Source organism: Streptomyces capitiformicae (genome assembly GCF_002214185.1).
GTDB lineage: Bacteria > Actinomycetota > Actinomycetes > Streptomycetales > Streptomycetaceae > Streptomyces > Streptomyces capitiformicae.
Genome location: NZ_CP022161.1, coordinates 1,901,092 through 1,914,592 on the forward strand (window position 1 = coordinate 1,901,092; position 13,501 = coordinate 1,914,592).

Consider the following 13,501-nt stretch of genomic DNA (forward strand, 5'->3'; position numbering starts at 1 on the left):
GCCCCTACTTTCGGGGGCGGACGGTCCGCGTGCCAAGCTTGACGCCATGCAGCTCTCCGCCTCGGCGTACGAAGAACGCCTCACCGCTCCCCGCACCTGGTGGCTCGTCTGCTTTCTGACCGGGGTCTCCATGGCCCTGATCCTGCTGCCCTTCGGCACGCTCCCGCTGCTGGGCGGCCTGGTCGGCGGCACCGCGGCCGCGGCGGTCGTGACCAGCTCCTACGGTGCCATCCGCATCCGCGTGGTCGGCGACGCCCTGATCGCCGGCGAGGCGAAGATCCCGGTGAGCGCCCTGGGCACCCCGGAAATCCTGAACCCCGAGGAAGCGCGGGCCTGGCGCACCCACAAGGCCAACCCCCACGCCTTCATGCTCCTCCGCGCCTACATCCCCACCGCGCTGCGCATCCCCGTCACCGACCCGTCCGACCCCACGCCCTACGTGTACCTGTCGACCAGGGAACCGGAGCGCTTGGCGGCGGCCCTGGAGTCGGCCAAAACGAAGGCGTAGCGCCACTCGTCACCCGGCCCGCGGCTTGGTTTTCTCGCCCGACTCTTACCGGCGATCAGCCGATTTCCTTTTCCGCCGCAATTGACCGATAAAACGGGGGAGCCCGGCATCTTCCGGTCAGCCTTCGCCGAGCTCCTTCGGCAGCTCTCCCACCCGCAGCGGGTCCACCGGTTTCTCCAACGGCGGCAACTCAGGCAGCGCCTCCCACGGCACCTGAGTCCGCCGCAGGTCCTTCCGAATCCGCTCGGCGAGGTGCTTGGTGTCACGGCGGTTCATGACCGCCCCGACCGCGGCTCCGATCAGGAACGGCATCAGGTTCGGCAGATTCCGCGCCATCCGCTTCATGATCGACTGCCGCAGCTGCCGCTTCATCTGCCCGCCGAGCGCCGCGTTGATCGTGGTCGGCTTGGTCACATCGATCCCGCGCTCACCGGACCACGAGTCCAGATAGGCGGTACTGCGCTGCCATAGATTCCCGGGCGGCCGCGTCCCGTACACCTCGTGCAGCTCGGCGATGAGCTTCAGCTCGATCGCGGCGACCCCGGTGATCTCGGCGGCCAGCTCCGCGGGCATGGCGGGCGGCGTAGGCAGCATCGCGGCGGCCCCGACGCCCGCGCCCACCGTGGAGGTCGCGTTCGCGGCCCCCGCGACGAGCTTGTCGGCGATCTGCTCGGGCCCAAGGCCCGGGAACTGGGCACGCAAGGTCGCAAGGTCCCGTACGGGGATCCTCGGGGCCATCTCGATGATCCGGTCGGTGAGGTAGGAGAGCCCCGCCCGCGCCCGGTCACCGCTCTTGCGGGCCCCGGTCTTCAGGCCCTCCTTGATGCCGTCCCGGACGACGGCCGTGCGCCGTCGGGCGACCGGCGCCGGAGTCTCCATCGGTACGAGCAGGCGTTCCCGCTCGTCCGTGGCGCCCCCCGACGCCGTGCCAGACGCACGTTCGAGCGAGGCCGCTCCCTGGTCGGAGGAGCCCCGCTCGTCGTCACGCACGCCGTCGGAGCCGTCATACGGCTCCTGGTCCGCCCCCTTGCGGAAGCGGCGCTTCCAAGGAGGGGTCGAGCCTGTCACGGCCGACCCTGCCTCAGTCGCAGTCGCGGCAGATCGGCTGACCGTTCTTCTCGCGGGCCAGCTGACTGCGGTGGTGCACGAGGAAGCAACTCATGCATGTGAACTCGTCCTGCTGCTTGGGCAGCACACGGACGGCCAGCTCCTCGTTCGAGAGGTCCGCGCCGGGCAGTTCCAAGCCCTCGGCGGCCTCGAACTCGTCGACGTCCACCGAGGAGGTCGACTTGTCGTTCCGGCGAGCCTTGAGTTCTTCCAGGCTGTCCGAGTCGACGTCGTCGTCGGTCTTGCGTGGGGTGTCGTAATCCGTTGCCATGTCGCTCTCCCCCTCTGGGTGTCTGCGGTGTCTCCAGCGCACGTAACGCGTGAGAGGCCGGACTTGTGCCCGACCTGAGGCGGAGATTTTGCCTCACATCAAGGTCTGTTACTCAATCGACACCCAACCGGACCCCTCAAGAGTGATCGGCTTGGATGGCGAACGGGACCGTACACGGTCCTGAGGCTGCATATCAAAGGCGCCTCAGCATGTACTTCCCGTGATCTCAACCCCCGAAAACCCGCATTTTCCCGGCTTTCCGACAGGGACATGATCACGCTCAGTAGATGGCTGGAAAATCGCCTATGTGATCGATCACACATTGATCGCGCGCGACCGTTTCGTTCAGGCCTCCGGAAAATTCCGCGCAAAGCGAACACGACCGGGACCGGAAGCCATTTTCTCAGACCGGCAGGGTCACTCGCATCACGAGACCGCCTCCCTCACGCGGCTGGGCGGCGATATGGCCGCCGTGCGCGCGGGCCACGGACCGGACGATCGACAGGCCGAGACCCACGCCCTTGTCGCTGCCCGTGCGCTCCGTACGCAGCCGCCGGAACGGCTCGAAGAGGTTGTCGATCTCGTAGGCCGGCACCACGGGCCCGGTGTTCGTGACCACCAGGACCGCCTGACCGTGCTGGAGTTCTGTGGTGACCTCTACCCAGCCACCCACGCCCTGCACGTTGTACCGGACGGCGTTCTGGACGAGGTTCAGCGCGATCCGCTCCAGCAGGACGCCGTTGCCCTGGACGACCGCCGGGGCCCGCTCGCCACGGATCTCCACCTTCTTGGCGTCCGCCTCGGACCGCACCTGGTCGATGGCCTGGGAGGCGACCTCGGCCAGGTCCACGGGCTTGCGCTCGACGATCTGGTTGTCGCTGCGGGCGAGCAGCAGCAGCCCCTCGACGAGTTGCTCGCTGCGCTCGTTGGTGGCCAGCAGCGTCTTGCCGAGCTGCTGCAGTTCCGCGGGCGCGTTCGGATCGGACAGATGCACTTCCAGGAGCGTGCGGTTGATCGCGAGCGGTGTTCTCAGCTCGTGCGAGGCGTTCCCGACGAACCGCTGCTGGGCCGTGAAGGCCCGCTGGAGTCGCTCCAGCATGTCGTCGAAGGTGTCCGCCAGCTCCTTCAGCTCGTCGTCCGGACCGTCCAGCTCGATACGGCGGGACAGGTCCGAGCCGGCCACCGCGCGCGCGGTGCGGGTGATCCGGCCGAGCGGTGCGAGCACCCGGCCCGCCATCGCGTAGCCGAAGGCGAACGCGATCACGGCGAGCCCCAGCAGGGCCAGCAGCGAGCGGCTGAGCAGGGTGTCCAGGGCCTTCGCCCGCTGGGCCTCACTGCATGCCTTGAGAATCGCGTTGAACTCGTCCGAGCTGTTCGCCGAGTTCACCTGCGGGCAGGTGTCACTGGTGATGGTGATGCCGGTGTCGCTGCGCAGCGAGAAGGACTGGCCGCTGCCCTCGTGCAGTGCCTGCGCGGCCAGCAGGTAGATGATCGACAGCAGCAGGATCCCGGCGATCAGGAACATGCCGCCGTACAGCAGCGTGAGTCGTATACGGATGGTCGGGCGCAGCCAGGGGAACGGCGGCTCCTGCTTCCTCGGGTCCCAGGTGGGCTTCGGGGGCGCTACGGGGGGTGCGGGTGTTGCGGCCATGGCGGTCAGATCCGGTAGCCGGAGCCGGGCACCGTGACGATGACCGGCGGCTCGCCGAGCTTGCGGCGCAGCGTCATCACCGTCACGCGCACGACGTTGGTGAACGGGTCGGTGTTCTCGTCCCAGGCCTTCTCCAGGAGCTGCTCCGCCGAGACGACGGCGCCCTCGCTGCGCATCAGTACCTCCAGGACGGCGAACTCCTTGGGCGCGAGCTGGACCTCCTTGCCGTCGCGGAAGACCTCGCGGCGGTTGGGGTCGAGCTTGATGCCGGCGCGCTCCAGGACCGGCGGCAGCGGCATGCTCGTCCGTCGGCCGAGGGCACGCACGCGTGCGATGAGCTCGCTGAACGCGAACGGCTTGGGCAGATAGTCGTCGGCGCCGATCTCCAGGCCCTCGACGCGGTCGCTGACGTCGCCGGACGCGGTGAGCATCAGCACGCGCGTGGGCAGGCCGAGCTCGACGAGCTTGCGGCAGACGTCGTCGCCGTGGACGAGGGGCAGGTCGCGGTCGAGGACGACCACGTCGTAGTCGTTGACGCCGATGCGCTCCAGGGCGGCCGCACCGTCGTACACGACGTCGACGGCCATGGCCTCCCGGCGCAGTCCGGTGGCCACCGCATCGGCGAGCAGTTGCTCGTCCTCGACGACGAGTACGCGCACGTCGCTTGTCCTTCCTGTGTCCACCCGCGTAGCGCGCCGAAGGCGGCGCACACGGGCAGGGTGTTCGTGGGTGTGTGACCTCCATCCTGCCTTTTTCAGCCGTAAGTCGGCTGTAAGGCGACGTCGGGGAGGCCAGGGGAGGGGCCCGGCCGGGAATACCGGATTTTTTCGTCCGGTTGAGGTTTCCGTCCGAGAGACCAGGGGGAGGAACGGCTTTACACCCCGCGATCACGCTCTGCTTGTGCCGCACCACCATGCGGTACGCGATCCGCTTTCCGCAGAGCGGGCGTGGGTGTCCGGCACCGTCGCCGCCCAGCCCGGGTGGCGCTGGGCATCCACGGAGACGTGATCGTTCCCTTCCGAACGGCACACCCCCGTGCCATCGACCCACGACCAGGACGAGGGGGCGCAGCATGGACGCATTCACCGCAGGACTTCTGCAGCGCATAAGGGCGACCGAGTCCGACCTGACCAGGGCTCGTGACGAGGGCGACGACTTCCTCGTCGAAGTGGAGCAGGCCGAGCTCGACGACCTGCACCGCCTCGCCGCCGATCACGGTGTGGAGGTCGGCGCGTACAGCGTCTGATCCAGAGCCCATACGCACGACAGCGGGACCCCGGCAGATCCAGTCCGGGGTCCCGCTGCCTTTTTGGGGCTCGGCTCGCCTCCGGGGCGCTCTTTGCCTGTGCTCACTCTCAGCAGGGCGCCCTCTTGTGCTGTTTCCGTCTCAGTCGTGCCAGGCGCCCAACTCGTCCAGGCGGGCCTGGAGGGCCTCGAACAGGCCGGGTGGGGCCGCGATGGTCAGGTCGGGTGAGAGGGGCTCTGTGGGGCGGCCACCGGTCAGCGCGCCCGCTTCCCGGGCGATGAGGTCGCCCGCCGCGTAGTCCCAGGGGTTCAGGCCGCGCTCGTAGTACGCGTCCAGGCGGCCCACGGCCACGTCGCACAGGTCGATCGCGGCCGAGCCCCCGCGGCGGATGTCGCGCACCTGGGGTATCAGCTCGCGCAGTACGTCGGCCTGCTTGGCCCGGCGCTCGGCGCGGTAGCCGAAGCCGGTGCCGACGAGGGCCAGCCCCAGTTCCGGGGCAGGGCGCACGCGCGCGGGGCGGTCATTGACGTACGCGCCCTCCCCGAGGACCGCCCGGTAGGTCTCGCCGCGCACCGGGGCGTGGACCACGCCGACGACCGTCTCGCCGTCCACCCGGACCGCGATGGAGACCGCCCAACTCGGCAGCCCGTACAGGTAGTTGACGGTGCCGTCGATGGGGTCGATCACCCACTGGACGCCGCTGGTGCCCTCGACGCTCGCGCCCTCCTCGCCGAGCACTCCGTCGTGCGGGCGGCGCTCGGCCAGCAGGCCGGTGATCAGCTTCTCGGAGGCGATGTCCATCTCGGTGACGACGTCGACGGCGCTGGACTTGGTGGCGGCCACGCCGAGGTCGTCTGGCCGCCCGTCGCGCAGGAAGACTCCCGCGCGGTGGGCGGCGTCCAGGGCGATCTCCAGCAGTTCGGCCTTCAGCCCGTCGGGGTGCTTCGGCTGGTCGGTCACGGCGCTCCTCACGCGTACGGACTGTCGGCGCCCGCGGCGGCGGGCAGCGGGGTACGGGCCGGGCAGCAGCCGACCGGGCACAGGTTGTGGCTCGCGCCGAGCACGCCGAGGGCGCAGGGGGTGACATCCTCCTGGCCCCGCTCGACGGCCGCGCGCTCCAGGACCAGGTCACGGATGGCGGCGGCGAACCGCGGGTCGGCGCCCACGGTGGCCGAGCGGCGCAGCGGCAGGCCCAGTTCCTCGCCCTTGGCCATGGCCTCGGTGTCGAGGTCGTACAGGACCTCCATGTGGTCCGAGACGAACCCGATGGGCGCCATCACGACGGCCGGGGCCCCGGCCTCGTGCAGCTCCTCCAAGTGGTCGCAGATGTCCGGCTCCAGCCACGGGATGTGCGGGGCCCCGGAGCGGGACTGGTAGACGAGCTGCCAGGGGTGCTCCACACCGGTCCGCTCGCGGACGGCGTCGGCGATGAGCTTCGAGACGTCCAGGTGCTCCGCGACATACGCGCCGCCGTCCCCGTGGTCCTCGACCGGGCCGGAGGTGTCCGCCGAGGCGTTCGGGATCGAGTGCGTGCAGAAGGCGATGCGCGCGCCGTCCCGGACGTCCTCGGGGAGGTCGGCGAGAGACTCCACGACGCCGTCGATCATGGGCTCGAGGAAGCCCGGGTGGTTGAAGTAGTGCCGGATCTTGTCGATCCTCGGCAGCTCCAGCCCCTCGGCCTCCAGGGTGGCCAGCGAGTCGGCGAGGTTCTCGCGGTACTGACGGCAGCCCGAGTACGAGGCGTACGCGCTGGTGGCGAGGACCAGGATGCGGCGACGGCCGTCGGCGACCATCTCGCGCAGGGTGTCGGTCAGGTAGGGCGCCCAGTTGCGGTTGCCCCAGTAGATCGGCAGGTCCAGGCCGTGCTCGGCGAAGTCCTTGCGCAGGGCGTCGAGGAGGGCGCGGTTCTGGTCGTTGATGGGGCTGACCCCGCCGAACAGGAAGTAGTGCTGCCCGACTTCCTTGAGGCGTTCCTTGGGGATGCCGCGCCCCCGCGTCACGTTCTCCAGGAACGGGACCACGTCGTCCGGGCCCTCCGGGCCGCCGAACGAGAGCAGGAGCAGGGCGTCATAGGGGGTGGCGTCGTGCGCGTGTGGCATGACTCCGATCCTGCCACCCGGCACCGACAGCCGGGATCCCGGCCCTTGCGGGGGATGGCTTAGGGTTACCTGACTCGTAAGCTGTATCGACCGCATTCACGCCTTACGAGGAACTCGTTCCTCCGTTTCACGGACCGACCGGAGCCCCCGTGCCCAGCCCCTATACCGCCCTGTTCGCCGCCCCAGGCACCAAGGGCTTCACCGCCGCGGGTCTCCTCGGCCGTATGCCGCTGTCGATGATGGGCATCGGCGTGGTCACGATGATCTCCCAGATCACCGGGCGCTACGGCCTGGCCGGCGCGCTGTCCGCGACCATCGCGCTGTCCGCCGCCGTGCTCGGCCCGCAGATCTCGCGCCTGGTGGACCAGTACGGGCAGCGGCGGGTGCTGCGCCCGGCGACGCTCTTCGCGCTGGCCGCGGCCGCCGGACTGCTGTTCGCCGCGCACTACGGGTGGCCGGACTGGGTGCTGTACGTCTGCTCGGCCGGCATCGGCTGCGTACCGAGCCTCGGGGCGATGACGCGGGCCCGTTGGGCGGCGCTCTACCGGGGCACCCCACAACTGCACACGGCGTACTCCTTCGAGTCCGTGGTGGACGAGGTCTGCTTCATCTTCGGGCCGATCATCTCCATCGGACTGTCGACGGCCTGGTTTCCGGAGGCCGGCCCGCTGCTCGCCGCCTGCTTCCTCGCGGCCGGTGTCTTCTGGCTGACCGCCCAGCGCGCCACCGAGCCGGAGCCGCATCCGCGCGAGCAGCAGGGACGCGGGCCTTCGGCGCTGCGCTCGCCCGGGCTGCAGGTCCTGGTGGCCACCTTCGTGGCGACCGGAGCGATCTTCGGGGCCGTCGACGTGGTCACGGTGGCCTTCGCCGAGGAACAGGGCCACAAGGCCGCCGCGAGCGTCGTCCTGGCTGTCTACGCGGCCGGTTCCTGCCTGGCGGGCATCGTCTTCGGGCTGTTGCGCTTCACCGGGTCACCGGAGCTTCGCTGGTTGCTGGGCGTATGTGGCATGGCCGTGAGTATGATCCCCCTCCTACTGGTCGGAAACTTGCCGTTTCTGGCCGTGGCGCTCTTCGTCGCCGGCCTGTCCATCGCACCCACGATGATCACGACCATGGCCCTGGTCGAAGAGCACGTACCACGCGCGCAACTGACCGAGGGCATGACCTGGGTGAGCACCGGACTCGCGGTCGGGGTCGCGCTCGGCTCCTCCGTGTCCGGCTGGGTGATCGACGCAGCCGGGGCGAAGGCCGGGTACGGGGTTCCGGCGGTGTCCGGGGCCGTCGCGGTCGCGGTCGGTTTCCTCGGGTTCCGCCGGCTGCGCAGGCCGGCACCGGAGCGGGGAGGGTCCCTTGAGCACCACAGTGATCGGGAAGAGCGGCACGTGGCATAACTGGGCGGGGAACGTCACCGCCCGGCCCGTACGGGAGGTCACTCCGGCCACCGTCGAGGAACTCGCCGCGGCCGTACGGAAGGCCGCCGAGGACGACCTCCGGGTGAAGGCCGTCGGTACCGGACACTCCTTCACGGCTGCCGCCGCGACCGACGGCATAGTGATCCGTCCTCAACTGCTGGCGGGCATACGCAAGATCGATCGCGATGCCATGACCGTCACGGTGGGTGCGGGCACTCCGCTCAAGAGGCTCAACATGGCGCTCGCGCGTGAGGGGCTGTCCCTCACCAACATGGGCGACATCATGGAGCAGACGGTCTCCGGCGCCATCAGCACGGGCACCCACGGCACCGGCCGCGACTCGGCCTCGATCGCCGCTCAGATCAGGGGACTTGAGCTGGTCACCGCCGACGGTTCGGTGCTCACGTGTTCCGAGACCGAGAATCCCGACGTCTTCGCGGCCGCTCGGGTCGGCATCGGCGCCCTGGGCATCGTCACGGCGATCACCTTCGCCGTGGAGCCGATCTTCCTGCTCACGGCGCGCGAGGAGCCGATGCCGTTAGAGAAGGTGCTGGCCGAGTTCGACGAACTCCACGCCGAGAACGAGCACTTCGAGTTCTACTGGTTCCCGCACACCGGCAACACCAACACCAAGCGCAACAACCGCAGCGCGGGCCCCGAGAAGCCCGTGCCCCAGCTGAACAGCTGGTTCGAGGACGAGTTCCTCTCCAACGGCGTCTTCCGGGTGGCCAACTGGGTCGGTCAGGCGGTCCCCGCCACCATCCCGACGATCGCCCAGATCTCCAGTCGCGCGCTGTCCGCGCGCACCTACACCGACATCCCCTACAAGGTCTTCACGTCTCCACGCCGGGTGCGTTTCGTGGAGATGGAGTACGCCGTCCCGCGCGAGGCCGTGGTGGACACGCTGCGTGAACTCAAGGCGATGGTCGACCGTTCCAACCTGCGCGTCAGCTTCCCCGTGGAGGTGCGTACCGCCCCGGCCGACGACATCACCCTGTCCACGGCCTCCGGCCGCGAGAGCGCGTACGTCGCCGTGCACATGTTCAGGGGGACGCCCTATCAGGCGTACTTCACGGCCGCCGAGCGGATCTTCACGGCGCACGAGGGGCGGCCGCACTGGGGCAAGGTGCACACGCGCGACACGGACTACTTCTCCAAGGTCTATCCCCGCTTCGGTGAGTTCACCGCCCTGCGTGACCGGCTCGACCCCGAACGCCGTTTCCAGAACGACTACTTGCGCCGCGTGCTCGGAGCGTAGCCGGACGGGAAGTTCTGGTGATTGCGTGAAGCGCGCCCCCACCGGCGGTCACGAAAAGGTCTATTCCGGCGGCCGATAGCCGTCCTCCATGAGAAGTTGGGCGGCGTGCCGATCCACGCAAGTGGCCCGAATGGAGTACTGTTGCGAGCCCTGGGTCCGGACTCCCGCCAGGGTGTCCGGGGCCTTCGAGGACCGCCGGGAGGGGGATCGTTGCACAGGGTGATGAATTTCGTCACTTAGCGTTGCGGATAGGTAACCGTGCCATAACGGCGGCCTCGGGCTCGCGCTCGACACGCCGGGCAACTCGGCAAGGTTGTGGCAGGCTGCACCCGGGCAGGCCACACTCGACTAGCGGAAGCAGCGACGCACGTGACGTCGGCAGGCACCACCCGGGAGGTCCCCATGCCCGAACTGCGTGTCGTGGCCGTCTCAAATGACGGCACACGGCTGGTGCTGAAGGCTGCCGATTCCACGGAGTACACGCTTCCGATCGACGAACGGCTGCGGGCCGCCGTCCGCGGCGACCGTCCGCGCCTCGGCCAGATCGAGATCGAGGTCGAGAGCCATCTCCGCCCCCGTGACATCCAGGCGCGTATACGCGCGGGTGCCACGGCCGAGGAGGTCGCGCAGCTCGCAGGCATCCCCGTCGACCGGGTCCGCCGCTTCGAGGGCCCCGTGCTCGCCGAGCGTGCCTTCATGGCCGAGCGGGCCCGCAAGACGCCGGTCCGCCGCCCCGGTGAGAACGCGACCGGGCCCCAGCTCGGGGAGGCCGTTCAGGAACGGCTGTTGATCCGGGGCGCCGAGAAGGACACCGTGCAGTGGGACTCGTGGCGCCGCGACGACGGCACCTGGGAGGTCCTGCTGGTCTACCGGGTCGCGGGCGAACCGCACTCGGCGAGCTGGACGTACGACCCGCCCCGGCGGCTCGTCCAGGCCGTCGACGACGAGGCACGCTCACTGATCGGCGAGTCCGACGATCTCGGCGCGCCCGAGCCGAGCTTCCCGTTCGTGCCGAGGATCGCGCGGCTGCCCCGTGACCGCCCCCTGGACCGCCACGCGGAACGTCCCGTCCTGCCCGCCGGACCCGACCCCGACGAGGAGAGTGTGAGCGAGCGCGACTCGCTCACCAGCATCCTGGAGGCCGTGCCCAGCTACCGGGGCGACCTGGTCGTGCCCGAACTGCCTTCCGCGGAGCCACAGGAGGAGCCCGTCGAGGAGGTCCCGGAGGAAGAGCCCGCGGCGCCCGCGGCCTCGGCCGGTTCCGCCTACGCGGACGTCCTCATGCCGCGGTCGGTCAACGGCCACCGCGACCGGCTCATCGGCTCCACCGACCGGCAGGCCGAGGCCGACGGTGTCCGGCCCGGCCGTCGCGCGGCGGTGCCGAGCTGGGACGAGATCGTGTTCGGTACACGACGCAAGAAACAGGAGTAGCAGGCCCCCGCAAACACGCGCGGGCCCGTCGCCCGTAGGTCCGTTCGTGCAGGATCGGTTATTCATACATACGCATGTGGGGCCCGCGTCGTTCAGACGCGGGCCCCACGGCGTGCCGTCAGCGGACCGTCAGTGGGCCATCAGTGGTCCGTCACTGGGGATCGGGCCCGGTGATCACCGGGCGACTGCCGTCCCGGGACCACTCCGACCACGAGCCGACGTAGAGGGCCGCCGGGATGCCCGCGACGGCCAGCGCGAGCACCTGGTGGGCGCCCGAGACGCCCGAGCCGCAGTAGACGCCTACCTCGGAGTCGGCGGTCGCGCCGAGCGCCTTGAAACGGTCGGCGAGTTCGGGGGCAGGACGGAACAGACCGGATTCGGCCACGTTTTCCGTGGTCGGAGCCGACACCGCGCCCGGGATATGGCCACCGACCGGGTCGATCGGTTCCACGTCGCCGCGGTAGCGCTCGGCGGCCCGCGCGTCGAGGAGCAGCCCGGTGCGGGCCAGCGCGGCGGCGCCGTCCGCGTCGAGCAGCGGCAGGGCGTCCGGTACGGGGGTGAAGGTGCCGGGGGCGGGCTCCGGGATCTCGGCCGTCAGCGGGCCGTCCCAGGCCGCCAGACCGCCGTCGAGCACACGCACCGAGGGATGGCCGGCCCAGCGGAGCAGCCACCAGGCGCGAGCGGCGGCCCAGTTGAGCCCGCCGTCGTAGACGACGACAGCCCGGTCGGCGGACACGCCGGCCGCCCTCATCGCCGTAGCGAAGGTCTCCAGGTCGGGCAGCGGGTGGCGGCCGGCGGAGCCTGCCGGACCGGCGAGTTCGGAATCCAGATCGACGAAGACGGCTCCCGGGATGTGCGCCTTCTCGTACTCGGGGCGCAGGTTCGGGCCGCCCAACTGCCAGCGGACGTCCAGGAGGACCGGGGGGTTCGATCCGGCCAGCTCGCTCGCCAGATCGGACGCGGAGATGATGGCGTTCATGTCCCCCATCCTCGCGCACGGGGTGGCCGCGTCGTCCAGGTCCGGCTACTCTGCCCGCCGGACAGTCCCGATCACCAGGCGTACAGGATCGGGCACATGCCGTACAACCGATGTACATCACACGGCAGCGAAGCGGAAAGCGACGGTACCGGCGGACCGGGCATCCTACGCACGCACTTGCGCGTCGGCTCGGCGGTGCGGCGCGGACGCGTGGCACTACGGGTGGTGCGAGCATCGGCACAGTGCGTGATCGCGCGTGGACGCGGTACGCGCGTACGGAGGGGCGGACGGACATGGCTCCGTGAGGGGCCGAGGAGAGAGTGACGATGACCGAGGCACGGGGGTCGACCGGCCGGAACGGTGCGTATCCGCCGGGCACACCTTGCTGGGTGAGTCTGATGGTGCACGGGATGGCAGCGACCCAGGAGTTCTACGGAGCGTTGTTCGGCTGGGAGTTCCAGCCCGGCCCGCAGCCGCTCGGGCCGTACGTACGGGCGCTGCTCGACGGCCGCGAGGTGGCGGGCATCGGCCAACTCTCGCCCGACCGGCATCTCCCCATCGCCTGGACACCGTACTTCGCCTCGGACGACGTGGATCTGACGGCGGAGACCGTACGGCACTGCGGCGGCACCGTCGGGGTCGGACCGCTGGACGCCGGCGAGGCGGGCCGCCTCGCGATCGCCTCCGACCCCGCGGGCGCCGTCTTCGGCATCTGGCAGGCGGCGGCGCACCTCGGCACCGGCATCACCGGGGTGCCCGGCACCCCGGCCTGGGACGAACTCCTCACCTACGACACCGAGAACATCGCCAAGTTCTACGAGACCGCCTTCGGCTACGACGAGGAGCCGGTCCCCTCCGCCGACTCCGACCACGTCACCCTGCACATCAACGGCCGCCCCGTCGCCGGCATCCACGGCCTCGGCCCCGCCCTCCCCCGCGACCGGGGAGCCCACTGGCTGACGTACTTCGAGGCCGCCGACACCGACGAAGCGGTCAACCGTGTCATCGAACTGGGCGGCCACGTCGTCAAACCACCCCACGACACCCCCCAGGGCCGCATGGCGACGGTGGCGGACCCGGAGGGGGCGGTGTTCGCCCTGGTACACCTGGAACAGGCCGAGCGCTGACCCCGGTCAGTGGGCCGTCGCGGCTCGCTCGGCCTCGCTGCGCAGGACGCAGAATTCGTTGCCCTCGGGGTCGGCGAGGATTGCCCAGCCCGAGCCGTCGGGATCGCGGTGATCGGCGACGAAGGTGGCGCCAAGGCCCAGCAGCCGTTCCACCTCCTGCTCACGCGGGGTCTCGGGGCGCAGGCACAGGTGGAGGCGGTTCTTGACCGTCTTGGGCTCGGGCACCTGGTTGAAGTGCAGGATCGGTCCCTCGGCCAGCAGCACCTGGGTCTCCCGATCCCCTGGTCTGTCCTCCGGATGCAACGGGCGGCCGGTCACCCGGCTCCAGAACCGGGCCAGCTCGTAGGCATCCGCACAGTCGATCGCCACGTTCTGCAAAGTCGAAACCATGGTGGGAGCCTTCCTGACTTCC

Annotated in this window: 14 protein-coding genes; 6 read left to right on the forward strand and 8 right to left on the reverse strand. The window is 70.0% G+C overall.

Annotated features, from left to right (window positions below):
• Window positions 1-46 precede the first annotated feature (46 nt).
• Window positions 47-508 carry a DUF3093 domain-containing protein gene (locus tag CES90_RS08435; RefSeq protein WP_189780617.1) on the forward strand — a complete coding sequence of 154 codons (462 nt, stop codon included), beginning with the start codon at window positions 47-49 and terminating at the stop codon, window positions 506-508.
• A gap of 117 nt (window positions 509-625) precedes the next feature.
• Here the strand turns inward: CES90_RS08435 and CES90_RS08440 are convergent, their stop codons facing one another.
• The 4 genes from CES90_RS08440 to CES90_RS08455 form a co-directional block, all read right to left on the reverse strand.
• Window positions 626-1,576, reverse strand: a complete 951-nt coding sequence (locus CES90_RS08440) for a hypothetical protein (RefSeq protein WP_189780618.1) — start codon at window positions 1,574-1,576, stop codon at window positions 626-628.
• 13 nt (window positions 1,577-1,589) lie between these two features.
• Entirely contained in the window at window positions 1,590-1,886 is a 297-nt protein-coding gene (locus CES90_RS08445; RefSeq protein WP_003997302.1) for a DUF4193 domain-containing protein, read from the reverse strand.
• Between the two features lie 403 nt (window positions 1,887-2,289).
• Window positions 2,290-3,537 (reverse strand): sensor histidine kinase, encoded by a 1,248-nt coding sequence (locus CES90_RS08450; protein WP_189780619.1) that lies wholly within the window; start codon window positions 3,535-3,537, stop codon window positions 2,290-2,292.
• A gap of 5 nt (window positions 3,538-3,542) precedes the next feature.
• Window positions 3,543-4,196, reverse strand: a complete 654-nt coding sequence (locus CES90_RS08455; RefSeq protein WP_045561067.1) for a response regulator transcription factor — start codon at window positions 4,194-4,196, stop codon at window positions 3,543-3,545.
• Between the two features lie 413 nt (window positions 4,197-4,609).
• On the opposite strand from CES90_RS08455, the gene CES90_RS08460 reads away from it, so the two are divergent.
• Window positions 4,610-4,783, forward strand: coding sequence for a hypothetical protein (locus CES90_RS08460; protein ID WP_172639148.1), 174 nt, complete (start codon window positions 4,610-4,612; stop codon window positions 4,781-4,783).
• A gap of 141 nt (window positions 4,784-4,924) precedes the next feature.
• Here CES90_RS08460 and CES90_RS08465 read toward each other — a convergent pair whose 3' ends face one another.
• Window positions 4,925-5,743, reverse strand: a complete 819-nt coding sequence (locus CES90_RS08465; RefSeq protein ID WP_189780620.1) for an inositol monophosphatase family protein — start codon at window positions 5,741-5,743, stop codon at window positions 4,925-4,927.
• An 8-nt stretch (window positions 5,744-5,751) separates the two neighbouring features.
• Window positions 5,752-6,882, reverse strand: coding sequence for a ferrochelatase (locus tag CES90_RS08470; RefSeq protein ID WP_189780621.1), 1,131 nt, complete (start codon window positions 6,880-6,882; stop codon window positions 5,752-5,754).
• Window positions 6,883-7,031: 149 nt separating this feature from the next.
• Between CES90_RS08470 and CES90_RS08475 the strand changes: the two genes are divergently transcribed.
• From CES90_RS08475 to sepH, 3 genes are all read left to right on the forward strand, one after another.
• The gene (locus CES90_RS08475; RefSeq protein ID WP_189780622.1) at window positions 7,032-8,273 is read left to right on the forward strand and encodes an MFS transporter; all 1,242 of its coding nucleotides are present in this window, start codon (window positions 7,032-7,034) and stop codon (window positions 8,271-8,273) included.
• Window positions 8,233-9,552 (forward strand): D-arabinono-1,4-lactone oxidase, encoded by a 1,320-nt coding sequence (locus CES90_RS08480; protein WP_189780623.1) that lies wholly within the window; start codon window positions 8,233-8,235, stop codon window positions 9,550-9,552. Before CES90_RS08475 ends, CES90_RS08480 begins: the two co-directional genes overlap by 41 nt.
• Before the next feature lie 402 nt (window positions 9,553-9,954).
• Complete coding sequence (gene sepH / locus CES90_RS08485; RefSeq protein ID WP_189780624.1) at window positions 9,955-10,983, forward strand: septation protein SepH; 1,029 nt, start codon at window positions 9,955-9,957, stop codon at window positions 10,981-10,983.
• Between the two features lie 151 nt (window positions 10,984-11,134).
• On the opposite strand, the gene CES90_RS08490 is transcribed toward sepH, so the two are convergent.
• Window positions 11,135-11,962 (reverse strand): sulfurtransferase, encoded by an 828-nt coding sequence (locus CES90_RS08490; protein WP_189780625.1) that lies wholly within the window; start codon window positions 11,960-11,962, stop codon window positions 11,135-11,137.
• Window positions 11,963-12,288: 326 nt separating this feature from the next.
• Here CES90_RS08490 and CES90_RS08495 point away from each other — a divergent pair, with 326 nt between their 5' ends.
• The gene (locus CES90_RS08495) at window positions 12,289-13,089 is read left to right on the forward strand and encodes a VOC family protein (protein WP_189780626.1); all 801 of its coding nucleotides are present in this window, start codon (window positions 12,289-12,291) and stop codon (window positions 13,087-13,089) included.
• A gap of 6 nt (window positions 13,090-13,095) precedes the next feature.
• Here the strand turns inward: CES90_RS08495 and CES90_RS08500 are convergent, their stop codons facing one another.
• Complete coding sequence (locus CES90_RS08500) at window positions 13,096-13,479, reverse strand: VOC family protein (RefSeq protein ID WP_189780627.1); 384 nt, start codon at window positions 13,477-13,479, stop codon at window positions 13,096-13,098.
• Window positions 13,480-13,501 lie beyond the last annotated feature (22 nt).

Bases quoted from the DNA above. Each gene is read 5' to 3' on its own strand.
- CES90_RS08470 (WP_189780621.1), bottom strand. From the start codon at position 6,882: ATGCCACACGCGCACGACGCCACCCCCTATGACGCCCTGCTCCTGCTC.
- CES90_RS08490 (WP_189780625.1), bottom strand. From the start codon at position 11,962: ATGAACGCCATCATCTCCGCGTCCGATCTGGCGAGCGAGCTGGCCGGA.
- CES90_RS08460 (WP_172639148.1), top strand. From the start codon at position 4,610: ATGGACGCATTCACCGCAGGACTTCTGCAGCGCATAAGGGCGACCGAG.
- CES90_RS08450 (WP_189780619.1), bottom strand. From the start codon at position 3,537: ATGGCCGCAACACCCGCACCCCCCGTAGCGCCCCCGAAGCCCACCTGG.
- CES90_RS08435 (WP_189780617.1), top strand. From the start codon at position 47: ATGCAGCTCTCCGCCTCGGCGTACGAAGAACGCCTCACCGCTCCCCGC.
- CES90_RS08500 (WP_189780627.1), bottom strand. From the start codon at position 13,479: ATGGTTTCGACTTTGCAGAACGTGGCGATCGACTGTGCGGATGCCTAC.
- CES90_RS08445 (WP_003997302.1), bottom strand. From the start codon at position 1,886: ATGGCAACGGATTACGACACCCCACGCAAGACCGACGACGACGTCGAC.
- sepH (WP_189780624.1), top strand. From the start codon at position 9,955: ATGCCCGAACTGCGTGTCGTGGCCGTCTCAAATGACGGCACACGGCTG.
- CES90_RS08495 (WP_189780626.1), top strand. From the start codon at position 12,289: ATGACCGAGGCACGGGGGTCGACCGGCCGGAACGGTGCGTATCCGCCG.